20 protein-coding genes are annotated in these 25,528 nt (G+C 67.7%); 3 read left to right on the top strand and 17 right to left on the bottom strand.

Going from position 1 to position 25,528, the window contains the following annotated elements:
- Positions 1–168 precede the first annotated feature (168 nt).
- The 11 genes from ACSUZJ_RS14960 to wrbA all read right to left on the bottom strand — a co-directional run bounded on the left by ACSUZJ_RS14960 (position 169) and on the right by wrbA (position 13,335).
- A complete protein-coding gene (locus tag ACSUZJ_RS14960; RefSeq protein WP_499409414.1) occupies positions 169–831 on the bottom strand; it encodes an MOSC domain-containing protein in 663 nt (220 codons plus the stop codon).
- Between the two features lie 10 nt (positions 832–841).
- Positions 842–1,636, bottom strand: a complete 795-nt coding sequence (gene thyA, locus ACSUZJ_RS14955; RefSeq protein WP_499409412.1) for a thymidylate synthase — start codon at positions 1,634–1,636, stop codon at positions 842–844.
- Between the two features lie 34 nt (positions 1,637–1,670).
- Positions 1,671–2,762 (bottom strand): threonine aldolase family protein, encoded by a 1,092-nt coding sequence (locus tag ACSUZJ_RS14950; RefSeq protein WP_499409410.1) that lies wholly within the window; start codon positions 2,760–2,762, stop codon positions 1,671–1,673.
- 69 nt (positions 2,763–2,831) lie between these two features.
- Positions 2,832–4,859 carry a methyl-accepting chemotaxis protein gene (locus ACSUZJ_RS14945; protein ID WP_499416562.1) on the bottom strand — a complete coding sequence of 676 codons (2,028 nt, stop codon included), beginning with the start codon at positions 4,857–4,859 and terminating at the stop codon, positions 2,832–2,834.
- A 116-nt stretch (positions 4,860–4,975) separates the two neighbouring features.
- Positions 4,976–6,793 carry an ABC transporter transmembrane domain-containing protein gene (locus tag ACSUZJ_RS14940; protein ID WP_499409408.1) on the bottom strand — a complete coding sequence of 606 codons (1,818 nt, stop codon included), beginning with the start codon at positions 6,791–6,793 and terminating at the stop codon, positions 4,976–4,978.
- A 31-nt stretch (positions 6,794–6,824) separates the two neighbouring features.
- A complete protein-coding gene (locus ACSUZJ_RS14935; protein ID WP_499409406.1) occupies positions 6,825–7,889 on the bottom strand; it encodes a lipocalin-like domain-containing protein in 1,065 nt (354 codons plus the stop codon).
- Positions 7,890–7,902: 13 nt separating this feature from the next.
- On the bottom strand, positions 7,903–10,464 hold the full coding sequence (locus ACSUZJ_RS14930; protein ID WP_499409404.1) for an FtsX-like permease family protein: 2,562 nt from the start codon (positions 10,462–10,464) through the stop codon (positions 7,903–7,905).
- Positions 10,452–10,883, bottom strand: a complete 432-nt coding sequence (locus tag ACSUZJ_RS14925; RefSeq protein ID WP_499409402.1) for a DUF4124 domain-containing protein — start codon at positions 10,881–10,883, stop codon at positions 10,452–10,454. The genes ACSUZJ_RS14930 and ACSUZJ_RS14925 overlap by 13 nt, the downstream gene beginning before the upstream one ends.
- Positions 10,884–10,899: 16 nt before the next feature.
- Positions 10,900–12,309, bottom strand: a complete 1,410-nt coding sequence (locus tag ACSUZJ_RS14920; RefSeq protein WP_499409400.1) for an FAD-binding oxidoreductase — start codon at positions 12,307–12,309, stop codon at positions 10,900–10,902.
- Entirely contained in the window at positions 12,302–12,700 is a 399-nt protein-coding gene (locus ACSUZJ_RS14915) for a DUF2069 domain-containing protein (RefSeq protein ID WP_499409398.1), read from the bottom strand. Before ACSUZJ_RS14915 ends, ACSUZJ_RS14920 begins: the two co-directional genes overlap by 8 nt.
- Positions 12,701–12,717: 17 nt before the next feature.
- Positions 12,718–13,335, bottom strand: coding sequence for an NAD(P)H:quinone oxidoreductase (gene wrbA, locus ACSUZJ_RS14910; RefSeq protein WP_499416560.1), 618 nt, complete (start codon positions 13,333–13,335; stop codon positions 12,718–12,720).
- A gap of 93 nt (positions 13,336–13,428) precedes the next feature.
- Here wrbA and ACSUZJ_RS14905 point away from each other — a divergent pair, with 93 nt between their 5' ends.
- Positions 13,429–14,802 (top strand): YihY family inner membrane protein, encoded by a 1,374-nt coding sequence (locus ACSUZJ_RS14905; RefSeq protein ID WP_499409396.1) that lies wholly within the window; start codon positions 13,429–13,431, stop codon positions 14,800–14,802.
- Positions 14,803–15,044: 242 nt separating this feature from the next.
- Here ACSUZJ_RS14905 and ACSUZJ_RS14900 read toward each other — a convergent pair whose 3' ends face one another.
- From ACSUZJ_RS14900 to ACSUZJ_RS14890, 3 genes are read right to left on the bottom strand one after another with little or no spacing between them, the layout of a single operon-like run.
- On the bottom strand, positions 15,045–15,350 hold the full coding sequence (locus ACSUZJ_RS14900; protein ID WP_499409394.1) for an Mpo1-like protein: 306 nt from the start codon (positions 15,348–15,350) through the stop codon (positions 15,045–15,047).
- On the bottom strand, positions 15,347–16,174 hold the full coding sequence (locus ACSUZJ_RS14895) for an alpha/beta fold hydrolase (RefSeq protein ID WP_499409392.1): 828 nt from the start codon (positions 16,172–16,174) through the stop codon (positions 15,347–15,349). Before ACSUZJ_RS14895 ends, ACSUZJ_RS14900 begins: the two co-directional genes overlap by 4 nt.
- A gap of 2 nt (positions 16,175–16,176) precedes the next feature.
- Positions 16,177–17,487 (bottom strand): O-acetylhomoserine aminocarboxypropyltransferase, encoded by a 1,311-nt coding sequence (locus tag ACSUZJ_RS14890; protein ID WP_499409390.1) that lies wholly within the window; start codon positions 17,485–17,487, stop codon positions 16,177–16,179.
- Positions 17,488–17,673: 186 nt separating this feature from the next.
- On the opposite strand from ACSUZJ_RS14890, the gene ACSUZJ_RS14885 reads away from it, so the two are divergent.
- The gene (locus ACSUZJ_RS14885; RefSeq protein WP_499416558.1) at positions 17,674–18,126 is read left to right on the top strand and encodes a CBS domain-containing protein; all 453 of its coding nucleotides are present in this window, start codon (positions 17,674–17,676) and stop codon (positions 18,124–18,126) included.
- Positions 18,127–18,373: 247 nt separating this feature from the next.
- Here ACSUZJ_RS14885 and ACSUZJ_RS14880 read toward each other — a convergent pair whose 3' ends face one another.
- Positions 18,374–20,623, bottom strand: coding sequence for a putative bifunctional diguanylate cyclase/phosphodiesterase (locus ACSUZJ_RS14880; protein ID WP_499409388.1), 2,250 nt, complete (start codon positions 20,621–20,623; stop codon positions 18,374–18,376).
- A 196-nt stretch (positions 20,624–20,819) separates the two neighbouring features.
- Here ACSUZJ_RS14880 and aroC point away from each other — a divergent pair, with 196 nt between their 5' ends.
- Entirely contained in the window at positions 20,820–21,911 is a 1,092-nt protein-coding gene (gene aroC / locus ACSUZJ_RS14875) for a chorismate synthase (protein ID WP_499409386.1), read from the top strand.
- A 164-nt stretch (positions 21,912–22,075) separates the two neighbouring features.
- On the opposite strand, the gene ACSUZJ_RS14870 is transcribed toward aroC, so the two are convergent.
- Positions 22,076–23,572, bottom strand: a complete 1,497-nt coding sequence (locus ACSUZJ_RS14870; RefSeq protein WP_499416556.1) for an HDOD domain-containing protein — start codon at positions 23,570–23,572, stop codon at positions 22,076–22,078.
- Between the two features lie 8 nt (positions 23,573–23,580).
- The gene (locus ACSUZJ_RS14865) at positions 23,581–25,317 is read right to left on the bottom strand and encodes a putative bifunctional diguanylate cyclase/phosphodiesterase (RefSeq protein ID WP_499409384.1); all 1,737 of its coding nucleotides are present in this window, start codon (positions 25,315–25,317) and stop codon (positions 23,581–23,583) included.
- Positions 25,318–25,528 lie beyond the last annotated feature (211 nt).

The raw sequence follows: 25,528 nt of genomic DNA, 5'->3' as shown, positions 1-25,528 counted from the left end.
AAGAAGAAGTCGTGGATTCATCGGCGTTGCCGTCCCGGGTTCTGGTTAGAGGCAGGCACTTGGGTGAACGGACCGTTCATCTTGCCTGAAAATACCGAACATTAACATAAAATATTTATCTTCCGATAACTTTTTATGTGTAGGTGACGGGAGCGCGCCGTTGGGCACTCAGGAATGATCAAACAAGCCTTGCCCCTCCCAGCGCGGGAGGGTATGTGCCGATTGCGAGGACACCGCCTTGCCGGCATGGTTGTCGCCAAGTTGACGGATCAGGCGCGGGAAGGCGCGGCAATAGCTCGACTGTATCCCCGCCAGGCGTGCCAGCTGGCGGTACTCGATCGTCGCGCCGGCCGGCACGGCGTCCAGCACGCGTCGGACACGTTCGCGCCAGTCGTCGGACCAGGCGGGAAAGAGGACGCCGAGGTCGTGCACAGAATCGCCCCGGGCGATGCGGCCTCCTGCCAGGACGCGCGCGAGCACGCCGCGACGCTTGCCGATGCGTTTCGCCAGCCCCGGGTGGAGGGCGTCGAGCTGCCCGCAGGCCTCGCATTGGAACATGATCCTGAGCTGGACTTCGTCGCCGATCCGCAGCACGGTACCGGAAGCGAGATGCGCTGTATCGGCACCGATTGCCAGGTTTTCGCGCAGCGCAAGCGCAGGCAGGGCCAGGTCTTCGTAGACGGCGGTCGAGACCAGCAGTAGCTGGCGCGCCGAGAGCGGATCTGCATGGCGGTCGCCGCGGATACCGAGGCCGGCGAAGAGGTCGACGGCATCGGCCGGCAGCAGCAGTTGCGCGTGCGCGGGACGATGACTGATGGACGAAACGCGCACGCCTGCCGCGCTAGACCGCCACCGGCGCCTTGATCGCCGGGTGCGACTGATAATCGACCACTTCGAAGTCCTCGAAGCGGTAGTCGAACAGCGAGTCCGGCTTGCGCTTGATGAGCAGCTTCGGCAGCGGCAGCGGCTCGCGCGAAAGCTGCAGGTCGGCCTGCTCCAGGTGGTTCGAGTACAGGTGGCAGTCGCCGCCGGTCCAGACGAAGTCGCCGACTTCCAGGCCGGCCTGCTGGGCCATCATGTGGGTCAGCAGCGCGTAGGAAGCGATGTTGAAGGGCACGCCCAGGAAAATGTCGGCGCTGCGCTGGTAGAGCTGGCAGGAGAGCTTGCCGTCGGCGACGTAGAACTGGAACAGCGCGTGGCAGGGCGGCAGCTTCATCTGCGGCACGTCGGCCACGTTCCAGCTTGATACGATCATGCGGCGCGAGTCCGGATTGTTCCTGATCTGGTCCATGACCAGGCTGATCTGGTCGATGTGTTCGCCGCCCGGCGTCGGCCAGTTGCGCCACTGGTAGCCATAGATGGGGCCGAGGTCGCCGTTGGCGTCGGCCCATTCGTCCCAGATGGAGACGCCGTTTTCCTTCAGGTAGGCGATATTCGTCGAGCCCTGCAGGAACCAGATGAGTTCATGGATGATCGACTTCAGGTGCACCTTCTTGGTGGTCACCAGCGGAAAACCTTCCTGCAGGTTGAAGCGCATCTGGTAGCCGAACACGGAGAGCGTGCCGGTGCCCGTGCGGTCGGTCTTGAGCGCGCCGTGCTCTTTCACATGGCGCATGAAGTCGAGGTATTGGCGCATGACGGTCCTTCCTTGGAAAACCCGCTATTGTAACTTATGCAGGCGTGCGCAGCGCCGCTGCAAACCGGTCCAGCGCCGTGCGAATCTGTTCATCCGAGGCAGCCAGCAGGTTGTCGCCGACGTAGAGCTCGAAGTAACTGGTGTCGGGCAGCACGCCGTGGTTGACGCGGTTGAACAGCCAGATGCCGTGCCGTTCCGCCAGTTCGTCGCGGATGGCCAGCGCGCGCTCGCGGCTCACCGGCAGGTGCAGGTGGAGCATGTTGGCGGCCGGTCGCGCGGGATTGACGCGAATTTCCGGGTGGGTGCGCAGCGTCTCGTACAGGAATTCGGTGCGGCGGAAGTAGTCGGGCATGGCGGCGATCCTCGCATCGAACTGCATGGCGGCGGCCACGACATAGGGCGAGCGGTGGATCACGTTGCCGCCCTGGCGCTTGAACCATTCGGCAGCACGCGCGACGAAGTCATGGCTGCCCGCCAGCATGGCGCCGCCCAGGCCGCCCACGCCCTTGTACAGCGACACGTAGACGGAATCGAAGCCGGCGGCGATGTCCGCCACCGGCCTGCCGTAACCGGCCGCCGCTTCCCACAGGCGCGCGCCGTCCATGTGCAGGTGCACGCCGCGCGCCTTGCAGTGGGCCTTGATCGCCTCGAGTTCGTCCCAGGACGGCACCTGGCCGCCGATCTCGCGCATCGGAATTTCGAGCCCGACGGCGCCGAGGCGGTCGGGGATCGCTTCGAGGTCGGCGGCGGTGAATGGGCGCTGCGGATCGCCCGCGCGCAGGGCGGCGAAGTGGCCGAGCAACTGGTGGTTGGCACGCTCGTGCACGAAGATGTGGGAGGTCGGATGCAGGGCCACCGGGGCGCCGCCGCGGTCCTGGCTGGCCAGGCGCAGGGCGGTGACCTGGGTCATGGTGCCGCTGATGCAGAACACGGCGGCCTCGAAGCCGAGCAGGGCGGCGATCCTGTTTTCGAAGGACTCGATCAGTTCTCCGCTGCCGTAAACGTCGTGCTCGACGTCGTTGGCTTCGCACCAGGCGGCCATGGCAGCGTACATCTCGGCGGGGCGGCGGGCGCGGTGGCCCGGGAAGACGGTGTGGCAGCGGCGGATCAGGTCGGCGTCGGACAAGGCAGGGCTCCGGTGTAGAGGGGTTGTTACTCTACACCGAAAGACGGGGGCCGGAAAGATGATGTAGGGTCAATCGTTCGTCAGCGCCGGATGGCGCGCCGGCGCAGCCAGGGCATTGCCGGGCGCGGCATCGTCCAGCCGGAACAGGCGCACGGCGCGCGCCAGTTGCGCGGCCTGGTCCTGCAGGGCCTGGGTGGCAGCGCTGGCTTCCTCGACCAGCGCGGCGTTCTGCTGGGTCGACTCGTCCATTTCGCCGATGGCGCGGTTGACCTGTTCGATGCCGCCCGTCTGCTCCAGGCTGGCGGCGCTGATGTCGGCCATGATGTCGGTGACGCGGGCAACGCTGGCCAGCACCTCGTTCATCGTCGCGCCGGCTTCGCTCACCAGCCTGCTGCCGGCCTCGACCTCGCTGCTGGAGGCGGCGATCAGGGCCTTGATCTCCTTGGCCGCGGCGGCGCTGCGCTGGGCCAGGTTGCGCACTTCGCTGGCCACGACCGCGAAGCCGCGGCCCTGTTCGCCGGCGCGCGCCGCTTCCACGGCCGCGTTCAGGGCGAGGATGTTGGTCTGGAAGGCGATGCCGTCGATGACGCCGGTGATGTCGCCGATCTTGCGCGAGGACTGGTTGATCGATTCCATGGTGTCGACCACCTGCGCCACCATGCTGCCGCCCTTCTGGGCGACGCTCGAGGCGTTCAGGGCGAGCTGGTTGGCCTGGCGCGCGTGATCGGCGTTCTGGCGCACGGTCTCGGTCAGTTCGCCCATCGAGGAGGCGGTGCTCGCCAGGCTGGAGGCCTGCTGCTCGGTGCGCATGCACAGGTCGAGGTTGCCGGTCGAGATTTCCTGCGAGGCGTTGGCGATCTGCTCGGCGCCTTCGCGCACGTTGCCGACCACCGTGGACAGCTTGCTGCTGATGCCGTTCATGGCCTCGAGCAGGCGGCCGATCTCGTCCTGGCCGCGGCTGGATACGCGCACCGTCAGGTCGCCCTCGGCGATGCGGATGGCGGCGTCGCGCGCCTCGGCCAGCGGGCGGGTGACGGCGCTGCGCACGAAGGCGTACAGGGCCACGGCGAAAGCGACCAGGGCCACCAGGCCGAACAGGATGTAGCGGTTGCGCAGGGCCGTCGCTTCGGCGGTGATCTCGTCGACATTGGTGCCGCCGGCGATGACCCAGTTCCAGTCCTTGAACCAGGTGTAGACGGCGAACCTGTTGCGGATTTCCTCTTCGCCCTCGTCCTTCAGGGCGTAGGCCATGCTGCCGTTCTTCGTTTCGAGCATCTCGCGGATGAAGGGGCGGCCATCGGCCGAACGGCTCTCGAGGAGGTTCGTGCCTTCCTTGCTCGGGTGGATGACGAGGTCGCCGAAGTTCTTGCCCGGCGCCGCGTTCAGGATGTAGAAGTAGCCGGTCTCGCCGACCTTGATCGCGCGGATGCGCTCCTTCAGGAAGGCGACGTCGCGGGTGATGTCGACGCCGACGTAGAGGGCGCCGACGACCTTGCCGGCGGCGTCGCGCACCGGCTCGTACTGGGTGATGTACTGCTTGCCGAACAGGGTGGTCAGGCCGATATAGGTACGGCCTGCGCGCAGGGCGGGATAGGCCGGGCTGGCGCGGTCGAGCTGGGTGCCGACGGCGCGCTCGCCGTTTTCCTTCTTCACCGAGGTGCTGACGCGCACGAAGTCCTCTCCGCTGGCCGCGAAGATGGTCGCGTTGGCGCCGGTGGCGGCAGTGAAGCGGTCGGGGATGCCGAAGTCGAGATTCAGGACGCGGCCGCCGTTCGTCAGGGTCGGCACCGGCTTGCCCCCGATGTCGACCGTGTGTTCGGCGTCGAGTGCGTAGCCGTCCGTGAAATTGGTGGCGAAGATGCGGCCGAAGCTGACCGCCTCGTTCGACACGGTCTTGTTGAACAGCTCGACCGTGTTGACGACGCCCTGCAGCTCGCCGTCGAGGCTGCGGCGCGCACGCTCTTCCAGGATCGAGGAGGTGGTGAGGGAGATCGTCGTCACCAGGGCGGCGAGGACGGCGCCGACCAGGGCGAAGGAGAACGCGCTGATCCTGGAGCCGACGCTCCAGCGAGCGGTGGAAAATGTTTGTTTGAGCATGATCGAAGAAGGGGGAATACCGGTTTCTTCGATCATCATAACCGTTGGTTATGCCGTGCGGCAACAAATGTTGCCGAGCATTAGGTCAATCTGTTGCGCAGCGCACCATTTCTTGTTCAATGCTCCACATGCACGTGATGAAACTGCAAGGCCGCTAGATTGGCGTAGATCCCGCCGAGCGCCACCAGCGAGGCGTGGGTGCCGGTCTCGACCACGCGTCCGTCTTCCATGACGACGATGCGGTCGGCGCGCTGCACGGTGGCCAGGCGGTGGGCGATGATGATCGTGGTGCGTCCGACCATCGCCGCCTCCAGCGCGCCCTGGACCAGGCGCTCGGATTCGGCGTCGAGGGCGCTGGTGGCTTCGTCCAGCAGCAGCAGCGGCGGGTTCTTGAGGAGGGCGCGCGCGATGGCGATGCGCTGGCGCTGGCCGCCCGACAGGCGCACCCCGCGCTCGCCCAGGAAGGAGCGGTAGCCCTGCGGCAGGCGCTCGATGAATTCGTGGGCGGCGGCCAGCTTCGCCGCCTTGATCACTTCCTCGTCGCTCGCGTCCGGACGGCCGTAGCGGATGTTTTCCATCGCGTCGGCGGAGAAGATCACCGTGTCCTGGGGCACGATGCCGATCGCGCCGCGCAAGGTGTGCAGGTCGAGGTCGCGGATGTCGACGCCGTCGAGCATGATGGCGCCGGCCTGCGGATCGTAGTAGCGCAGCAGCAGCTGGAACAGGGTGGTCTTGCCGGCGCCCGAGGGGCCGACCACGGCCACGGTCTCGCCCGGCCGGATGTCGAGCGACACATGCGACAGCGCCGCCGTGTCCTGGCGCGACGGATAGGCGAAGGTGACGTCGCGCAGGGCGAGGGCAGCGCCGCCGCCGCTGCGGGCCGGCAGCGGACGCGGGTGGGCCGGATTGCGGATGTCGGAGCGGGCCGCCAGCAATTCGAGCAGGCGTTCGGTGGCGCCGGCGGCGCGCTGGGCTTCGCCCATCACTTCCGACAGCGCGCCGATCGAGCCGGCGACGATCGAGGCGTACAGGATGAACTGTCCCAGGTCGCCGCCGGTCATGGTCCCCTGCAGCACGGCATGGGCGCCCAGCCACAGCACGAAGACGATGGTGCCGAACACCAGCACGATGGCCAGCATGGTGAGGAAGGCGCGCGCGCGGATGCGCTGCATGGCGGCGCCGAACGCGCCTTCGACCGAGGCGCCGAAGCGCTTCGCCTCGATCTTCTCGTGGGTGTAGGCCTGCACCGTCGGCATGGCGTTCAGGATCTCGCCGGCCAGGGCCGAGGCGTCGGCGATGCGGTCCTGCGAATCGCGCGAGAGCTTGCGCACGCGCCGGCCGAACAGCACGATGGGCACGATGACCGCGACCAGCAGGCCGAGGATGATGGCGGTGAGCTTTGCGCTGGTCACGAACAGCATCACCAGGCCGCCCAGGAACAGCAGGGTGTTGCGCAGCGCCAGCGAGATGCTGGTGCCGACCACGGTCTGGATCAGGGTGGTGTCGGTGGTCAGGCGCGACAGCACTTCGCCGGTCTGGGTGGTCTCGAAGAATGCGGGACTCTGGTTGACCACGTGGCTGTAGACGGCGCTGCGGATGTCGGCGGTGACGCGTTCGCCCAGCCAGGACACCATGTAGAAGCGCGCCGCGGTCGCGATTCCGAGCACGGTCGCCACCCCGAACAGCGCGAGGAAGGTGGCGTCGACGTTGCGGATGCTGTGCGCGCCGGCGGCGGCGCCGAAGCCGAGGTCGATCATCTGCTTGAAGGCGGCGGGGATGGCCAGCGTGGCGCCGGCCGCGAACAGCAGGGCAATGCCGGCAAGCAGGAACTGGCGGCGGTAGGGACGCAGGAAGGGCAGCAGGCCCTTGAAGGCGGCGAGGCTGCCCTTGGCGGGCGCGGCGGAGGCGGTGGAGCTGGCGGAACGCTTGGTCATCGTGGTGCTTGTTGTTGTTCTGTCTCGTGGTTCATAGTTTCATGTCGCGCACGTAGCCGGTCATCTCGAGGTAGCCGTGACCGGCGGGCACGCCGTCGCGCGCGACGCTGACCGCGCCCTCCCAGTAGACGGCGCCCGTCGAGCGGCGCGAATCAAGCTCCTGGTCCTGCTGCAGGGGTGTGAGCTGCCAGCGCGTGGCCCCGGTCGAAATCAGCGTGGCAACCGGATATTCGGCATTCGTGCGCGGCGACTTCCAGCGCGCCTGTGGGGAAAAACTCACCTGCCCGGGCGCGTAGCGGGTAACGCGGCCCTGCGGATCGCGCACGGTCGCGTGCGCCCATAGTTTACCACCTCCCTTGGCCCTGATCTGGAAAGCCATCAGCGCCGAGCCGTCGTCGAGGTTGGCCCCGACCCAGTCCCAGCCGCTGGCCTCGGGCTGCAGGGCTTCGCTCGACCATTCGTGGTCCAGCCAGGCGCTGCCCGTGACCGCCTGCACGGCGCCGGCGCGGCCTGCCTGGCCGGTCACGCGCAGCTGCGGATGGCTGTAGTAGTAGCTGGCATGTTGCGGCGCCGGGCCCTTGCGCGAGTAACCCCCTTCGCCCTGCACCAGCACCGGCTGGGTCGGGGTGAGCGTGAGTTCCAATGTCATCTCGCCGGACTTCACCGACACGCGGTAACGGCCGTCGGGTGCGCGCGTCATGCGCCAGTCGTCGAGCTTCAGGTCGGTGTCGCCGGTCTTCGCCCAGGCCAGGCCGAAGCCTTCGCGCGCGCTGCGCTGGTCGTGCACCAGGTGGCCGACCGCCGGATCGGACAGGGCGGCGTGGCCGATCACCAGTTGGTGCGGGGCAAAGGCGCTCGGGTTGTCGGTGTCGTGTTCGGTGCGGCTGCGGAAAAAGGTGACCTGGAAGCCGAGCGGCTTGCCGGCCGCTGTCTTCAGCCAGCCCGTCACGTACCACCACTCGGTGCGGTATTCCGGGTGGGCGCCGTAGTCGAGCGGGAACTGCATGGTCCGGCCCGGCGTCACCGGGGCAAACGCCGGCTTGCCGGCGAAAGCGAGCTGGCAGGCCAGCAGCAACAGTATCGGTATCAGCCGCATGACAAACCCTCCATTACCAGTCCTCCCTGACGGCGCGCACCGGACCGCCGGACAAGGCATAGCGGCCCGACACCAGGGCCGTGGCGACCGAGGCCGCGACCAGGACAAAGGCGACGATCGCCAGCAGGCTCCAGGGCAGATGCAGCTGCATGGTCCAGTGGAAGGATTGCGGATTGACGACGAAGACCAGGATCAGGCTGATCACCAGCCCCAGGGCGAAGCCGCAGGCCACGCCCAGCGTCGTCAGCAGGCCGCCCTCGCAGGCCAGGATGCCGAGCACCTGGCCGCGCGTGACGCCCACATGACGCAGCATGCCGAATTCGCGGGCGCGCGCCAGGGTCTGGGCCGAGAAGGTGGCCGCCACCCCGGACAGGCCGATGACGATGGCGATCGCTTCCAGCAGGTAGGTCACGGCGAAGCTGCGGTCGAAGATCTGCAGGCTGGCGGCGCGGATGTCGCCGGGACGGGCCAGTTGCAGCGCCGCTCCAAAAGGCAGCCGGCGCAGCGCGCGCTCGATCCGGTCCGTTTCTTCCGCGCCGCCCGTGTAGATGGCGGCATCGGTCACCGCCGTCTCGCCGGTGATGGCGCGGTAGTCGGGCAGGCGGATCACGACCGAGCCGGACTGGTTGGCGTAGTCGCGCCAGACGCCGGCAACGAAGAAGGGCACGGGCCTGCCGCCGAGCGGCAGGGTGATATTCTCGCCGACGCGCGCGCCATACAGGTCGAGCATCGCCTCGGAGACCCAGGCCGGACGCGCGCCGGGCGGCACGGCACGCGACTCGCCAACCAGGAACAGCAGGCGTCCGGGATCGCGTGCATCGATGTCGCGGGCGATCAGGACCACGTCCGGGCGGTCGGCCGCCAGCGAGACCGGCCGGGTGCGCAGGAACTGCACCTGGCCGACGCCCGGCGTGGCGGCGATCGCCTGCTGCTGCGCGGGGTCGAGCGAGCCGGTGGTGCCGCCCGAGGCCGTGCGCACGTAGAGGTCGGCCGGCAGGATGTGGCGCATCCAGTCGTCGACCGAGACGCGAAAGCTCGCCACCATGATCCCCATCGCCACCATCAGGCTGAAGCTGGCCAGCACGCCGCCCAGCGCGATCGAGGCCTGGCCCGGGGCGTTCGCCAGGCGCGAGAGGGTGAGCGCCAGCACCGGCGGCGGACTGGGACGCCGCAGCAGCGGGCGGCCGAGGAGGCGGAACGTGGAGGCGGCCAGGCGCGGCATCAGGCCGATGCCGCCGACCAGGAGCAGGGCGATCGCGAAGTAGCCGAACAGCGGCAGCTCGAACACGGGCGGCGCGAAGGCGAAGGCGGCGGCGAGCAGCAGGCAGACCAGCGAGGGCCAGATGCGCGCGAGACCGGAGAGCGCGGCCTCGTCGTTGCCCGCCTTGAGGGCCACCGCGGGCCTGGCGCGCGCCGCCTCCAGGGCCGGCGCCAGGCAACCCAGCAGGGCTACGCCCAGGCCCAGGGCGAAGAAGACGGCCGCCGCGACCGGCGTGAACACGACCTGCGGCTTGATGCCCGGGAAGTAGCCGGCGCCCAGGTCGCCGCCGAAGAAGCGCAGGGCCAGGGCCGCCAGCAGGTAGCCGGCAAGCACGCCCAGCAGGGCGCCGACGACGCCCAGGCTGGCGCCTTCGAGCAGCACCTGGCGCAGCAGCTGGCGCCGTTCGACGCCGAGCACGCGCAGCAGCGCGAACTGGCTGCGCCGGCGCATCACCGCCAGCGCCTGGGTGGAAAACACGAGGAAGGCGCCGGTGAACAGGGCGACCAGGGCCAGCACCGTGAGGTTGACGCGGTAGGCGCGGCTCAGGTTGTTGTTGCGGCTTTCCTGTTCGCTGTCGTTGGGCTGCCCGATGCGAAAGCGCCCCGGGAATTCGCGCTCCAGGTCCTGCGTGAGGCGCTGCTCGAACTGGGCGCGGTTGACGCCGTCTTTCAACTTCAAGTCGACCCGCGAGAGCTTGCCGAGCTGGCCGAAGCGCCACTGGGCCGCGCCGATGTCCATCACGCCGATGCGCTGGCCGGGACGGGCGCGCTGCACCGGGCCCGCCACGCGCAGGTTGAAGTCGCTGGTGCCGGCGCGCAGGGTGAGCGGGGCGCCATCGCGCAGCTTCAGCCAGCCCTGCGCGGCAGGGGAAAGAAAAATGGTGTCGTCGGCGAGCACGTCGGCGCCGCGGCCTTCCCCCGGAACGCCGAGCAGGTCCGGCGCGATATAGCCGGCGCGCAGCGGGTCGATGCCGACGATGCGCAGCGCGCCCTTCACGGAGGGCACGGCGGCCTGGATCTCGAGCACCGGGGACGCCAGGGCGACACCTTCGTACTGCGCCAGGCGCGGGTAGATGGCTTCGTCGAACAGGGCTTCGCGCCCGGCTACCTGGATGTCGGCCTGGCCCGACAGGCTCTTGATGGCGGCGGAGAATTCGTTGAAGGCGGCGGCGTTGATCAGGTGGATGGCGAAACCCATGGCCACGCCGACCGCGATCGCCGCGATGGCCAGCAGGGCGCGCACCGGGTGCGCGCGCCACTCGCCGAGCAGCAGCCAGCGCGAAAGAACTGGGGAGAGGGAATTCAGGCCGGACATTCCACCGCCAGCACCTCCGCCTGCCGTTGCGCCTTCAGGCGCGCGCTTGCCAGCGCCTCGCCGCGCAGCCCGCGCAGGTCTTCTTCCATCCACTTCTGCTTCAGGCGCAGGCGCTCGCACTTCTGCCGCAGTGCGCCCGAGGCCTTGGCCGCGCGCTGGCGTTCGCGTTCCTCGCGCATGTCGAGCGCGGCGCGGTCTTTCTCGAGTGCCGCAAGACGCAGCTTATCGGAAGCCAATTTATCGGCGGCACCCTTGTCGGGTGGCGGCGCAGCCCGCACGGCCAGCTCCGCGGCCGTGCCCGCGCTGCAGGGCTGGTCGCCGTAGCTGACTTTGCCGTTCACCGTGCACTTGTAGATCGTCCCTGCGGCTACGCTTTGCGCCAGCGCGCAGGCGGCCATTGCTGCCATCAGTTTCAGCATCGATGCTCTCCTGGTCTCAAAGAATTTTGCCAGGGTTCATAATGCCGAGCGGGTCGAGGGCGCCCTTGATGGCACGCATCATGTCCAGCTCCACGTCGTCCTTGTAGCGCTTCAGTTCCTCGCGCTTGAGAGCGCCGATGCCATGCTCGGCCGAGATCGAGCCGTCGAAGGCAGCCACGCTGTCGTGCACGATGCGGTTGATCGCTTCCTGGTTCGCCAGGAAATCGTCGTGCGAGCGGCCCTGCGGCGGGGCGACGTTGTAGTGCAGGTTGCCGTCGCCCAGGTGGCCGAAGCAGACTACCTGGCAGCCGGGAAAGTGTTCCGCCAGCTGGGCATCGGTGGTGCTGATGAAGTCGGCGATGCGCGAGATCGGCAGCGAGACGTCGTGCTTGATGTTCTTGCCGGCCGCCGCCTGGGCCAGCGGGATGTGCTCGCGCAGTTGCCAGAGTCCGCCCGATTGCGCGCCCGAGGTCGCGACGACCGCGTCCATCGCCAGTCCGGCCTCGAGCGCGGCCTCGATGCCCGACTCGAGCAGGGCCACGGCGTGCTGCTCGGATTCGCTGCTCGACACTTCCAGCAGCGCGTACTGCGCATGCGCCTGCGCGAAGGGACGCGGCAGGTGGGGGAAATGCTCGGCCACCAGGCGCAGGCAGAAATGGGACATCAGTTCATAGGCCGTCAGGCTGGAGCCGCACACGTCCTGCATCAGCGAGAGCAGGCCGAGCGCGCGCGCCGGCGAGTCGATCGCCACCAGGGCCGTGACCGCCGCCTTCGGTTGCGGGTAGAGCTTCAGTACGGCCGAGGTGATGATGCCGAGCGTGCCTTCGGCGCCGACGAAGAGTTCGCGCAGCGCATAGCCGGTGTTGTCCTTGCGCAGGCCGCGCAGCCCGTCCCAGATGCGGCCTTGCGGGGTAACCACTTCCAGCCCCAGGCAGAGGTCGCGGGTATTTCCGTAACGCAGCACGGCGGTGCCGCCGGCATTCGTCGAGAGATTGCCGCCGATGGTGCAGCTGCCTTCGGCCGCCAGCGAGAGCGGAAACAGCAGGCCTGCCTCGTTCGCCGCGTCCTGGATCTGCTGCAGGATGCAGCCGGCCTGGACAGTGATGGTGCGGTTGATGGTGTCGATCGGCCCGATGCGGTTCATGCGCCGCAGCGAGAGCACCACGGCCGTGCCGCTGGCGTCGGGCACGCTGCCCAGCACCAGGCCGGTGCGCCCGCCCTGGGGCACAATCGGCACGCGCGCCTGGGCGCACAGCGCCACCAGTTGCGCGACCTCGGCGGTGTCGCCGGGGAGCAGCACGGCGCGGGCGCGGCCGGTGAAGCGGCCGCGCCAGTCCGTCAGGTAGGGCGCCATGTCGGCGGCATCAAGCAGCACGCGCGGCGCGCCGACGATGGCGCGGCAGCGCGCAAGGAAGTCCTCAGCCATGCGGCACTTTCACCTTGTCGAGCAGCTCCTTGGCCAGCTTCTGGGCGGCCTTCTTGTAGGGGCGCAGGTAGAGCAGGGCGCAGGCGAAGTAGACGCAGACCAGGACGATCTCGCCGATCGCCATGATGCGCGAGGCTTCCAGCTCGTCGCTCCAGGCGCGCACCGCGCCTTCGGCGAAATACACCAGGATCACCATGGACGACCATTGCAGCGTGTAGAGGTCGCGCTTGATGACGCCGCGCAGCGGCACCAGCAGGGGCAGGGCCTTGAGCGCCAGCAGCGAGCCGCCGGGGTGCAGCGGGGCGACCCAGATTTCCCATGCCACCAGCCAGCCGATCAGGAGGATGAGGCTGGCGATGGCGCCGATGTGAAAGATCTTCGGGGTGTGCATCAGCGTGGTCCGTGCAGTTATGTTTGCAACTGGTTGTGCAACTTCGCAGCGGCTTCGGCCAGGCGGCGCCCGAGCGCGATGGCCAGGCGTTTCTCGTCCTCCGTGACCGGCTTGTCGCCGTCGATCCCGGCCCAGTGGGTGGCGCCGTAGGGGCTGCCGCCGCTGGCCGTGTTCATCAGTTCCGGATGGGTGTAGGGCAGGCCCATCACCAGCATGCCGTGGTGCAGCAGCGGGATCATCATCGACAGCAGGGTCGCCTCCTGGCCGCCGTGCAGGCTGCCGGTGGATGTAAATACGACGGCCGGCTTGCCGGACAGGGTGCCGGCCAGCCAGTCGGTCGCGGTGCCGTCGAGGAAGTACTTCATGGCCGCCGCCATGTTGCCGAAGCGGGTGGGCGAGCCCAGGGCCAGGCCGGCGCACTCGGCCAGGTCCTGCAGCTCGACATAGGGTGCGCCGTTGCGCGGGATATCGGGCTCGACCGCCTCCGACACCGTCGACACCGCCGGCACGGTGCGCAGGCGCGCCTCGACGCCGGGCAGGCTTTCGATGCCCTGGGCAATGAGCTCAGCGAGTTTGCGGGTAGCGCCATGGCGCGAATAGTACAAAACGAGGATAGTCAGGGTGGTCGGGTTCATCATTGGTATTATAGGGTGCTTTGCTCAAATGACATGCCCCCGACGATAGCTGGTTCATCGTTGCTGGTTCATCGTCAATTTTAGAACGACAATATGCTCTCCAAAACGGTTCACTCGATTTCGCGTTCCACCAGCGAAATGTTCAGCGCCGGCGCCGAACGCATCCGCGGCCTCACGCTGCCGGAAGCGCGCGACCTGGTGCGCTTTGCGCGCCGCCGACTGCGCGAGGAAAGCCTGCCCCAGGTGGCAGGCAGCCTCACCTTTACGACCACGCTGGCACTGGTCCCGCTGCTGACGATCATACTGGCGATTTTTACCACGTTTCCGATTTTCGGTCAGCTCCGCACGGCCCTGGAAACGTATTTCGCCCAGGCCCTGATGCCCAAGGCGATCTCGAACACGATCATCTCCAACCTGACCCAGTTCGCCAGCAAGGCCAAGGGCCTGTCTGCCATCGGCGCCATTGCGCTGCTGCTCACGTCCACCGCCATGATGGGCATGATCGAACGCGTGTTCAACCAGATCTGGCGCGTGCGCCGCCCGCGTCCGCTGATGCAGCGCATGCTGATCTATTGGGCCCTGATCACGCTGGGCCCCTTGCTGTTCGGCCTGTCGCTGACCGTCACCTCCCAGCTGTTCACGGCCACCGACGAGATCACCAGGGCCGTGCCCTTCGTCGGCGCGCTGTTCTCGACGCTGTTTTCCACCCTTGCCTCGGTGGCGCTGACGACGGGCGCCTACACGCTGCTCTACGTGGCGGTGCCGAACCGCTACGTCAACTGGCGCGACGCCCTCTGGGGCGCGCTGGCCGCGGCGATCGCCTTCGAACTGGCCAAGCGCCTGTTCGCGCTCTTCATCCGCCAGTTTCCCGCTTACGCCATCATCTACGGCGCGCTGGCGGCGCTGCCGCTGTTCCTGGTCTGGATCTACCTGTCGTGGCTGATCACCCTGGTCGGCGCGGTCGTCGCCGCGGCCCTGCCGGTGGTGAAGTACGAGCGCTGGTGGCATGTGCCGGGACCGGGCGGCGCTTTCGTCGATGCGATGGCGGTGCTCAAGGTACTGCACGCAAACGCCCACGCGACCGGCTCGGCCCTGGTGTCGAGCGCGGCGATCCGCGCCCACACCCGGATCGGCTACGATGAGCTGAGCCTGCTGCTCGAGCAGATGGTGGCGGCCGGCTGGGTCGGGCGGGTGCAGGCCGAGGTGCCCAGCCATACGCAATGGGGTTCGACCGTGCGCGCCGGGACCGACGACTGGGTGCTGCTGGCCGATCCGGGCAAGCTGAAGGTGGCGGACGTGTACCGCCTGTTCGTGTTCGGCGGGGCCAGCGCCGGGGTGACGGCGGCCGCCGTGCCGGCCCTGGGTTCGCCGCTCGCGCTCGATACGGCGGGGCTGGCGAAACATGTGGACGCGGCGGTGGCCCAGGGCTTGGACCAGTCGGTGGCGGAGTACTTCGAAACGCGTTGACGCTGTTACGGACGCAGCGGTGACCGTAGGGTGGGCACCCCGTGCCCACGCAAAAGGTCGATGTGTGTTGGCTTTGTCGTGGCCGCGTTGCCAGCATCGCGCCACGGTGTTCTTGATCGGCCCGTACCGATTCCTCTTTGGCCAACAATGGGCAGGTTTCCGCGTGGGCACGGGGTGCCCACCCTACGGGATCTGCCAACAACGTGGATTCGCGTTACGGGATCGCCCACGTCTCGTGAAGCTTACCAGCTCAGCTTCCCCGTCAGCATCTGCCAGTACATTACCCAGTCCGCCTTGAACGACAGCCAGGGCTGGTCGAAGGTCGCCGGCCGGTTCTTCTCGTAACGGAAGTGACCGACCCAGGCCCCGCCATAGCCCAGCACCAGGGCGCCGAGGAGCCACCAGCCGCTGCCGCTGAGCAGCGCAGCAAGGATCGCCAGCAGCGCCAGCGAGGTGCCGACGAAATGCGCGCGGCGGCAGCGGCGGTCGGCGTGCTGGCTCAGGTAGTACGGATAAAACTCGCTGAAAGTCGTATGGCGTGCGTTCATGCCGCGGTCTCCTCGTTCTCGAGCGTGCCGGCAAAGCCGATGAGCGCGTCGAGCACCGCGTCGGGCTGTTCGCTCATCAGGGAGTGGCCGGCGTCCACGGTCACGATCCTGCCACGTTGGACGGCGCCCGTCAGCAGTTTCGTCGAGCGCGGCGGGGTCATCATGTCCTTCGCGCCGAAGATGAACAGTGTCGGGCAGGTGGCCGCGCGCGCCGCCGCCTCGCCGTTGGCGTAGGCATTGCAGGCCGAGAAATCGGTATGGAAGAGCTGCTCGGGATTGACCGCCGACATCCGCTGCATCAGCCGGCGCGCGCCGCCCATGACGGAAAAGCCCGGCCCCGGGCTGGATGGCTTGGGGGCGATGCCCGAGTGCGACCAGATGTTGACCATGTCGATGGCCGTCTCCTCGTCGTCGCGCGCAGTCGTGAGCAGGGCGTCCGAGACCTTCATCGGGTAGGTGGTGCCCAGCATGGCCAGTCCGCGCACGCGGCCGGGCGCCCGGTGGCTCGCTTCCAGCGCCACGAGCGAACCCATGCTGTGTCCGGCCAGCAGCGCGCGTTTCACGCCGGCCGCATCGAGCAGGGCCAGCAGCCAGTCGGCCATCTGCTCGACGCTGGCCAGGGCCGGTCCGGCGCTGCGGCCGTGGCCGGGCAGGTCGACCGCCAGCACGCCGTAGCCGTGGTGGGCAAACCAGCGCGACTGCAGCCCCCAGACCGAGTGGTCGTTCTGGGCGCCGTGGATGAAGACCACGGTCGGCAGCGCCGCATCGAATGCCTTGCCGCCGGTGTAGGCGTAGGCGTCGCGCTCATTGACAGTGAGGATCATGTTCAGGCTCCCTTCTGGGCCAGTTTCAGGCCGCGCGCGAGGTCTTCGATCAGGTCGTCCGGGTCTTCCAGGCCGACCGAGAGGCGCATCGTGCCTTCGCCAATGCCGGATGCGGCCAGCTGCTCGGGCGGGACGCGGAAGTGCGTGGTCGAGGCCGGGTGGATCACCAGCGACTTGGCGTCGCCGACGTTGGCCAGGTGCGAGAACACCTTCAGACTGTCCACGAAACGGCGGCCGGCGGCGCGGTCGCCCTTGAGCGTGAAGGTGAAGACGGCGCCGCAGCCTTTCGGCAGCAGGTTTTTCGCCAGTTCGTAATCCGGATGGCTGTCCAGCTCGGGATAGGAAACCGACTCGACTGCCGGATGACTGAGCAGGAAGTCGATGACACGGCGGGTGTTGGCGACGTGGCGCTCCATGCGCAGGCCGAGCGTTTCGATGCCCTGCAGGATGGCGAAGGCGTTGTGCGGACTCATGACGGCGCCGAAGTCGCGCAGTCCCTCGCGGCGCGCGCGCAGGGCAAAGGCGCCGACCGTCGACTCTTCGGCGAAGACCATGCCGTGGAAGCCCTCGTAGGGCTCGCATAGTTCGGCGAAGCGGCCGCTGCGCACGTGGGCGGCGTGCCAGTCGAAGGTGCCGCCGTCGACCAGCAGGCCGCCGATGGCGGTGCCGTGGCCGCACAGGAATTTCGTGGCCGAGTGAAAGACCAGGTCGGCGCCATGGTCGAAGGGGCGCAGCAGGTACGGGGTTGTGAAGGTGGCGTCGACCATCAGCGGCAGGTCGTGCTCATGGGCCAGGCTGGCCACGCGCGGGATGTCGAGCACGTCCAGGCCCGGATTGCCCAGGGTTTCGCCGAACAGGACCCTGGTATTCGGGCGGATCGCGGCGCGCCAGGCGTCGATGTCGCGCGGGTCGACGAAAGTCGTCTCGATGCCGAAGCGCTTCAGGGTATAGGCCAGCAGGTTGTGCGAGCCGCCGTACAGGGCTCTTGATGCCACGATGTGCGAGCCGGCGCCGGCAATCGTCGACAGCCCCAGGTGCATCGCGGCCTGGCCGCTGGCGGTGGCGATGCCGGCCACACCGCCCTCGAGCGCGGCGATGCGCTCCTCGAGCACTGCATTGGTCGGGTTCGAGATGCGCGAGTAGACGTGGCCGCTGCGCTCCATGTTGAAGAGCGAGGCGGCGTGATCGGAATCGCGGAAGGCGAACGAGGAGGTGAAGTGGATCGGCGTGGCGCGCGCGCCGGTGGCCGGGTCGGGCGCCGCGCCGGCGTGCAGCGACAGGGTATCGAAACCGGGGTATCGTGGACCGCTCATGGATGTCTCGTTAATGAAATAATTATGCGCGGCATCGTAGCATTTATTTATGGGATCGCAACGCTTTCCGAGAGTGTCTTCCTCCTGAAACTGGATTTTCTGCTAGGCTTAAGGCTCCATTCGTTTTTTAGCCTGATAAAAAAAGTATTTACAGTGAATAAACTAACTGACGCCGGGGTGGCCAACATGAAAGTCTCGGAAATTTTGCAGGTCAAGGGCAACATCCTGTACACGGTCACGCCCGACACGCCGCTGGCCGAAGCGGTCAACACGATGTCCGAACGCGACATCGGCTCGCTGGTGGTGATGGAATACGGCGACCTGGTCGGCATGCTGACCTTCCGCGAGGTCATCAAGGTGCTGCACGCCAACGGCGGCTCGGTCGGCAACGGCACGGTGCGGCGCTACATGGACGACAGTCCGATCACCGTCACCCCGGACACCGAGGTGAACGAAGTGCGCCGCATGATGCTCGAGAAGCACGCGCGCTACCTGCCGGTGATGAACGCCAAGACCCTGCTGGGCGTGATCTCGTTCTACGACGTCGCGCGCGCGGTGCTGGAAGCCCAAAGCTTCGAGAACCGCATGCTCAAGGCGTATATCCGTGACTGGCCGGCCGAGCAGGCGGCCGAGGATTGAGAGACGGACGGGCTGCACCTAGTACGCCGGAGCTGGTAGCGTAATCCGTAGGGTGGGCACTCCGTGCCCACGCGAACGCATGCGTATTGCCTGCATCCGGTGGTTCGCTAAAGTTCGCTTTTCGTGGCGTATCCATAAATGACGCCGCCAACGGTTCCGACAGTCGAGTGCTAAATGCGTGGCCTCTGCGCCAGCTTCCGCGTGGGCACGGCGTGCCCACCCTACGGTCGCGGTTTCGGACTTCGCTTTATGCCGCGGTGTTCTGCGACTGCCCGCCCAGCCACACGCGCAAGTCTTGCGGCGACAGCGGCCGCGAGAACAGGTAACCCTGCGCCAGCGGGCAGCCCAGTGCGTGCAGGATCTGCGCCTGGCGCTCGTCCTCGACCCCTTCCGCGATCACCGACAGCCCCAGGTTGCGTCCGAGCTGGATCACCATCTCCGCGATGCTGCTGCCGCGCGCGGAATCGGTGATTTCGCTGACAAAAGCGCGGTCGATCTTCAGGCGGTCCACCTGCAGGCGCTGCAGGTGCGACAGCGAAGAGAAGCCGGTGCCGAAGTCGTCGATGGCGATCGACACGCCGGTCTGCTTCACCGCGGCGAGGATTTCGGCCAGGTGGCGCGGGTCCTCCATCGCCATCGATTCCGTGATTTCCAGTTCCACGAAGGCGGGCGGGGCGCCGGTCTCGGCCAGCGCCCGGCGCAGCACCTCGACGAATTGCGGATGGCGGAACTGGGCCTGCGAGACATTCACCGACATGGTGAAGTCGCGGTGGCCGGCGGCGCGCAGGCGCATCAGCTCGGCGCAGGCTTCGCGCAGCACCCAGGCGCCGATCTCGACGATGAGGCCGGAATACTCGGCGATCGGGATGAAGCGGTCGGGCGGCACCAGGCTGCCGTCATCGAGGCGCCAGCGCAGCAGTGCCTCGGCGCCGTAGGGCTGGTTGCTGGCCAGGTCGATTTGCGGCTGGTAGGCCAGGAACAGCTGGCCGCGCCGGAAGCCGCGGCGCAGCGCGTGCATCAGGCGCACGCGCTCGCGGATCTCGACGCCCATCGAGCGCAGGAAATAGAAGTGGCCGCCGCGCTGCCGGGTCTTGGCGCGCTTGAGGGCGATGTCGGCATCCTTCAGGGCGTCGGCGCCGCTGCCGTCGTGTTCGACCAGGCGCACCAGGCCCAGGGTGCTCGAGACCTGCACGTCCTGGCCGTCGATCGCGAACGGCGCCGCGAACAGTGCCTGCAGGGCGGCCGGGCTGCAGCGCGCATCCGCGCCGAGCACGGCGAAGATGTCGCCGCCGATGCGCGCAAGCTCCAGGTCCCCGAGCTGCTTGCGCAGGCGCTGCGCCACCGCGACCAGCAGCATGTCGCCGAACTGGTGGCCGAGGGCGTCGTTGCTTTCGGCAAAATGGTCGAGGTCGACCAGGGCCAGCGTCGCCTGCGAACGCCCGGGGCCGGCCAGCAGGCTGTCGAGCTGCTCGACCAGCCGGGTGCGGTTCGGCAGCCCGGTCAGTGGGTCGTAGAAGGCCGCCTGGTTCAGGCGTCCCACCAGTTCGAGGTTGTCGACGCCGACCGCGACCACGCTGCACAGGACCTCGAGCAGGCGGCGCCGGCCCTCGTTTACCGGCTCGCGCAGGTGCATGCCGGCAACGAAGTCGCGTCCGGACTTGCCGGCAAAGTAGAGCGCCAGGCGCTCGGGCGTGTACAGGCTGGTACGCTCATGCAGGGCGCGCGTGGCCAGTTCCTGCAGCGCGGGGTCGGGGTGGTGCCGCAGGGCGCCGCCTTCCAGGTCGATGCAGGCGCCGGCCGCCCCCAGCACATGCGGCAAGCCGTTCTCGCTGACGCACAGGACGCCGTCCGGTTCCTGCAGCAGGACCGCGGCCGCATGCGCGAGCACGGCGCGGGCGATCTCGCGCGGGGTGTGCAGGTTCATCAGCTCGGCGCCGACGCGGGCAATGCGTTCCAGGGCCGAGTGGCCGCGCTTGAGCGTATGCAGTTGCTGGTAGCCGCGCAGCGCCGCGGCCACGGTCGTGTACAGCTTGGTGCGGGTCAGCTCGGACTTGGTGCGGTAATCGTTGATGTCGAGATCGCGGATGGCGTCCATTTCCGGTGCATAGCCGGGCTGGCCGGTGCGCAGGATGATGCGGACCTCGTGCAGGCCGAGCGTTTCGCGGATGTGGCGCACCAGGTGCAGGCCGGCGTCGGGCTGCTCCATCACCACGTCGAGCAGGACGACGGCGATCCCGGGTTCCCGCGCCAGCAGCGCGCGCGCATCAAGGGCGGAATAGGCATGCAGGAATTCCAGCGGGCGGCCCAGGACTTCCAGGCTGCCCAGCGCGAAGGTGGTGGTGGAATGCACATCGGCGTCGTCGTCCACGATCAGGACGCGCCAGGTGTCGCGGCTTGCATGCGGTTTCGGTGCGTCCGTATCGGCGGGCGCTTCGTCCAGGAACACGAGGTTGTCGTGCGCGTCGGCGCCGTCTATGGGCGTAATCGATGCGGGCATTGTTATTGCGTCTCCATGGTCAGGCTCGGCATTTCATAACGGACAAGTATAGCTGTAAAAACATGTCTCGGCGCCGGAAACTTTCCATGGAACAAAAATAAGTTCTATAAAGCAACACTGGAATAGGGACTAGCCCGGAGTTCCACCATGCGTGGGGGCTGGTAGAATGCTCTTTTTGTCACTCCATCCTTCTACCATGTCTGGCAATACTTTCGGCAAGCTGTTTTCCGTTACCACCTTTGGCGAGTCGCACGGTCCGGCGATCGGCTGCGTCATCGACGGCTGTCCGCCGGGCATGGCGCTGGCAGAGAGCGATATCCAGCCCGAGCTCGACCGGCGCAAGCCGGGCACTTCGCGTCACGTCACCCAGCGCCAGGAGGCTGACCGGGTACAGATCCTGTCCGGCGTCTACGAAGGCGTCACCACCGGCACCCCGATCGCGCTCCTGATCCCGAACGAGGACCAGCGCAGCAAGGACTACGGCAACATCGCAGAGACCTTCCGTCCCGGCCACGCCGACTACACCTACTGGCACAAGTACGGCGTGCGCGATCCGCGCGGCGGCGGCCGTTCGTCGGCGCGCCTGACAGCGCCGGTGGTCGGCGCGGGTGCGGTGGCGAAGAAATGGCTGCGCGAGCGCCACGGCATCGAATTCATGGGCTGCATGCGCCAGCTCGGCGATATCGAGGTCCCGTTCGAAGGCTGGGAGCATGTCGCGCACAATCCCTTCTTTGCCGCGACGGGCGACGCGGCGCTGCTGGCGCGCATGGAACACTACATGGACGAGCTGCGCCGCGCCGGCGATTCGATCGGCGCGCGCATCGACGTGGTGGCGCGCAAGGTGCCGGTCGGCTGGGGCCAGCCGATCTACGACAAGCTCGACGCCGACATTGCCTACGCGATGATGGGCATTAACGCGGTGAAGGGCGTGGAGATCGGCGCCGGCTTCGCGTCCGTCGCACAGAAGGGTTCGGAGCACGGCGACGAGCTCACGCCCGAGGGCTTCGTCGGCAACCAGGCCGGCGGCGTGCTGGGCGGGATCTCGACCGGGCAGGACATCACGGTATCGCTGGCGATCAAGCCGACCTCGTCGATCCGCGTGCCGCGCCGCTCGATCGACAAGACCGGCGCTCCAGGCACCGTCGAAACCTTCGGCCGCCACGACCCCTGCGTGGGCATTCGCGCCACGCCGATTGCGGAAGCGATGCTGGCCCTGGTGCTGATCGACCACGCGCTGATGCACCGCGCCCAGTGCGGCGACGTGCGCGTCGATACCCCACGTATCTGATGTAGGGTGGGCGGCTCTGCCCGGATACGCAGTACAGGCGCACGGCTTGCGCCGCCCACGCGTCCAAGCGGCAGGTGAGCCGTCGCAGAGATGCATGCTCGCGTTGAACGCGTGGGCGGCGCACACCTTGCCGATATTCCGGCTCCAGGGTCGAGCCGCCCACCCTACGCCTTGTTCAGCGTCGCCAGTTCCGGATGGGCGCGCCGCTCGACGGCGCGCACCACCAGCGCGCGCAGGTCGTTGAGCAGCGAGAATTCTGCCTGGCTCAGGTGCACCGAGGGGAAGCTGTCGTCCCAGTCGCAGTACACGAAGCCGATCGACTGGCCGTGCATGCACAGCGGGATCACGACGAAGCAGCGCCCCGCCGACAGGGTGCCGCGCCACCAGCCCGGGAGATTGGCCGCGAACTTCGGGTCGCGCGCGTTCTCGATGAAGATCACGCGGTCGCTGGCGAGCGCCGCGTGGAACACGTTGGCCTCGTAGCCGTCCTCGAAGGCCAGGTTTGGCAGCAGCGCCTTGCTGCCGTCGCCCAGGCCCATCTTGGCCTGGTACTTGCCCTCGCGTCGGTTGCGCAGGAATGCGAATGCGCGGGTGCAGGACAGGCCCCGGTGGATCGTTTCCAGGGCCATCGAGGTCATCTGGCCGGGACTGATCTCCAGGCCGGCGTCGCGCATGTCGGCCACGCCGCTCATCAGGATGCGGTTGCCGGCCTCGCGCTTGCGCTCGACGGCGTCGACCTTCGCGCGTTTTTCCGCATGGTTCGCCAGTGGAGCGATGGCGAGGCCGGCCGCGGCCTCGAGCTTGGCCTTGTCGACCGCTCCCAGGATACGCTCGGGTTCCACGCCCAGCATCGGCGCGAAGGCCTCGGCCAGTTCGCGCACTGCCTGTTCGCCGGCGGCGTCGTCATTCCAGAGCGAATTGGCGCAGCGCGTCGACATGGTGCCGAGCGCCGCCAGCCAGTCCTCGTGGCCGAAGCCTTCCTCGCGCTCGCCCGGCTCGACGCTGCGCATGCCCGCCACCAGGTTGCGCGGCAGGCCCCAGTGCTCGGCGGTCGCGCGGCCGATCTGTTCGAGGGAGAGGCCGAGCAGCGCGGGCGCGGCTGCGCCCTCGTTGCCGGCGCCGGCTTGCGCCTGCAGTTCGGCCCAGCGCTCGGGCATGTAGAAGGTCACCATCATGCGGCCCAGCGAATGCAGGATCGAGCAGACCACGGCTTCCTCGGGGTCGCGCGTGGCGGCGCTGGCGGCAACCTGCTGCGCCACCATCCCGGCCAGCACCGCCTTTTCCATCTCGACGTGGGCGTTCGCAGAATTCGGCGTGCTCTTCGAGAGTTCCTCGATCAGCTTCAGGCCCAGCGCCAGGTGGCCGATGGCGTCGGTGCCGAGCACCAGCACCGCCTTGGAGACGGTGTTGACGCGCTGGCCGAAGGCCGAGTACATGCCGCTGTTGGCCAGGCGCAGCACCTTCTGGGTCAGGACCGGATCGGACAGGACCGTCTGCGTCATCGAGAATTCGCGTTCGTCCTCGCCGCGCATCGATGCCAGGATGGCGTTGATGGCGCGCGTAAAGCCGGGCATGTCGCCTTGGCGGCGGATGCGTTCCCACAGCAGGTCGAGTATGGTGTTGCCCTGGGCCGCATGCAGTTGGTGTGCTGGTGGCGTCATCATGTGCTTCATTGTGTGCCTGCGCGCGGTGCGGACGGCGGCAGCGCCGTAGTGTGGTTGTCCGGGAGGGCGGCGATCGCCTCGTGGGCCGGCATCGGTTTGCCGGTCAGGTAGCCCTGCACGTAGCGGCAGTCGCGCTCGTCGAGCCAGGCCAACTGGGCCTCGGTCTCCACGCCCTCGGCCACGACCGAGAGGTCGAGGTGGCGCGCCATGTCGAGCACGGCGCTGCAGATCGCCGCTTCCTTCTGCGCTTGCGGCAAGTCTTTCACAAAAGCGCGATCGACCTTCAGCACCGAAATCGGGAAACGCTTCAGGTAGGCCAGCGAAGAGTAGCCGGTGCCGAAGTCGTCGATCGCGATGCGCGCACCGCGCTGCGCCATCCGGGTGAGGATGGTCTCGGCGTGCGCGGGGTCGACCATCAGCGTGCCTTCGGTGATTTCGAGCACCAGCTTTTCGCCGGGGATGCCGGAAAACGCCAGTGCCTCGTCGAGCACGTCGAGGAACTTGTCGTTCCTGAACTGGCGCGGGCTGATGTTCACCGAGATGTAGAGCGGGCGTCCGGCCGCTTCCTCGAAGTGGCGGATCTGGGCGCAGGCCGCCTTCAGCGCCCAGGCGCCGAGCATGGTAATCAGGCCGTTGGTTTCGGCGATCGGAATGAAGCGCGCCGGCGGCACCATCCCCAGGGTTGGGTGCTTCCAGCGCATCAGGGTCTCGAAACCCTCGATGACGCGGGTGCGCGCATTGACGATAGGCTGGTAGTACAGCAGGAATTCGCCCTCGCGCACGGCGTTGAACATCGCCGCTTCGAGCGAGATGTCGTGCTGCGGCGGACCCTGTTCGCGGGCGCTGTAGACGATCGCCCGGCCCTTGCCGGTTTCCTTGGCGCGCGAGAGTGCGGCGTCGGCCAGGGCCAGCAGGCCGGTGTCGTCCTCGGCGTGCTGTGGATAGACGGCCACGCCGACCGAGGCGCCGAGGTAGATGGTGTGGCCATCGGTCTCGAAGGGCGGCTGGAGGGTGGCCAGCAGGCGGCCGGTGACAAGCTTGATCTGGGCCTCGGAAAAGGTACCGGGCAGGACGGCGACGAACTCGTCGCCGCCGACGCGCGCCAGGGTATCGCTGTCGCGCAGGGTCTTGCGCAGGCGGAGCGCAGCCTGGCGCAGCACGGCGTCGCCGACCGGATGGCCGAGGCCGTCGTTGACCTTCTTGAAGCCGTCCAGGCCGACGATTGCCACCGAAAAGCCCTGTCCCGAGCGGCGCGCATTGGCCACCACCATGCGGATGCGGTCGGCCAGCAGCAGGCGGTTCGGCAGTTCGGTGAGGGCATCGTGGGTCGCCATGTGGCGCAGCCGCTCCTCGGTGGCGTACTGGGCGCTCATGTCGCGCCCGACCACCAGCAGGGCGTCGTCGTCCCCGCAGCAGGCGATGCGCAGCTCGAACCAGGTTTCGCGCTCGCCGCATTTCAGGCGCGCGCGCACCGCGACCGGTTCGGCCGCGGCGTGAGCGTCGACGAAAGCGGTGCGCAGCGCGGCCTGGTCGAATTCGGAAGCGATGCTGTTGAGGAGCAGTCCCTCGAGCGGCCCCAGGCCGACCAGGCGCTCGGCGCGCCGACTGGCGGCCCGGATCTGGCCGGATGGGGCGACGCGGAACACGGCGTCGCCGGCAGCCTCCATCATGCTGTCGACGCCCACGCGCGCCGGAGGCTGGTGCGGCTGGTCGAACGGCACGGCGGAGGAACTGGAACGCATTGTTTTGAATTCTGTTTGATTGCTGGCACCTGCTGGAGGTGTAAGCGTGCAAGTTTACCAAACCACAAGGGACTTTATCACTGAAAGATTCCAAACGGCACTAAATACTGCTGAAACGAAGGCCCGTGTGTGCAGCTTTTTGCGCTGCCGCAGGGGCGTCTTGCCTGGAGCAGCCGTTTGCGCTAGCCTGTTGCCGGATCGTTAAGAGCCT

Origin of the sequence: Telluria sp. B2 (assembly GCF_051789535.1) — a bacterium.
Classification (GTDB): domain Bacteria; phylum Pseudomonadota; class Gammaproteobacteria; order Burkholderiales; family Burkholderiaceae_D; genus Telluria.
This window is presented reverse-complemented; position numbering and strand designations above follow the sequence as displayed.

Bases quoted from the DNA above. Each gene is read 5' to 3' on its own strand.
- ACSUZJ_RS14890 (WP_499409390.1), bottom strand. From the start codon at position 17,487: ATGAGCGGTCCACGATACCCCGGTTTCGATACCCTGTCGCTGCACGCC.
- ACSUZJ_RS14920 (WP_499409400.1), bottom strand. From the start codon at position 12,309: ATGGCTGAGGACTTCCTTGCGCGCTGCCGCGCCATCGTCGGCGCGCCG.
- ACSUZJ_RS14900 (WP_499409394.1), bottom strand. From the start codon at position 15,350: ATGAACGCACGCCATACGACTTTCAGCGAGTTTTATCCGTACTACCTG.
- ACSUZJ_RS14930 (WP_499409404.1), bottom strand. From the start codon at position 10,464: ATGTCCGGCCTGAATTCCCTCTCCCCAGTTCTTTCGCGCTGGCTGCTG.
- ACSUZJ_RS14935 (WP_499409406.1), bottom strand. From the start codon at position 7,889: ATGCGGCTGATACCGATACTGTTGCTGCTGGCCTGCCAGCTCGCTTTC.
- ACSUZJ_RS14870 (WP_499416556.1), bottom strand. From the start codon at position 23,572: ATGACGCCACCAGCACACCAACTGCATGCGGCCCAGGGCAACACCATA.
- ACSUZJ_RS14905 (WP_499409396.1), top strand. From the start codon at position 13,429: ATGCTCTCCAAAACGGTTCACTCGATTTCGCGTTCCACCAGCGAAATG.
- ACSUZJ_RS14895 (WP_499409392.1), bottom strand. From the start codon at position 16,174: ATGATCCTCACTGTCAATGAGCGCGACGCCTACGCCTACACCGGCGGC.
- ACSUZJ_RS14940 (WP_499409408.1), bottom strand. From the start codon at position 6,793: ATGACCAAGCGTTCCGCCAGCTCCACCGCCTCCGCCGCGCCCGCCAAG.
- ACSUZJ_RS14865 (WP_499409384.1), bottom strand. From the start codon at position 25,317: ATGCGTTCCAGTTCCTCCGCCGTGCCGTTCGACCAGCCGCACCAGCCT.
- ACSUZJ_RS14915 (WP_499409398.1), bottom strand. From the start codon at position 12,700: ATGCACACCCCGAAGATCTTTCACATCGGCGCCATCGCCAGCCTCATC.
- thyA (WP_499409412.1), bottom strand. From the start codon at position 1,636: ATGCGCCAATACCTCGACTTCATGCGCCATGTGAAAGAGCACGGCGCG.
- ACSUZJ_RS14925 (WP_499409402.1), bottom strand. From the start codon at position 10,883: ATGCTGAAACTGATGGCAGCAATGGCCGCCTGCGCGCTGGCGCAAAGC.
- wrbA (WP_499416560.1), bottom strand. From the start codon at position 13,335: ATGAACCCGACCACCCTGACTATCCTCGTTTTGTACTATTCGCGCCAT.
- aroC (WP_499409386.1), top strand. From the start codon at position 20,820: ATGTCTGGCAATACTTTCGGCAAGCTGTTTTCCGTTACCACCTTTGGC.
- ACSUZJ_RS14880 (WP_499409388.1), bottom strand. From the start codon at position 20,623: ATGCCCGCATCGATTACGCCCATAGACGGCGCCGACGCGCACGACAAC.
- ACSUZJ_RS14945 (WP_499416562.1), bottom strand. From the start codon at position 4,859: ATGCTCAAACAAACATTTTCCACCGCTCGCTGGAGCGTCGGCTCCAGG.
- ACSUZJ_RS14885 (WP_499416558.1), top strand. From the start codon at position 17,674: ATGAAAGTCTCGGAAATTTTGCAGGTCAAGGGCAACATCCTGTACACG.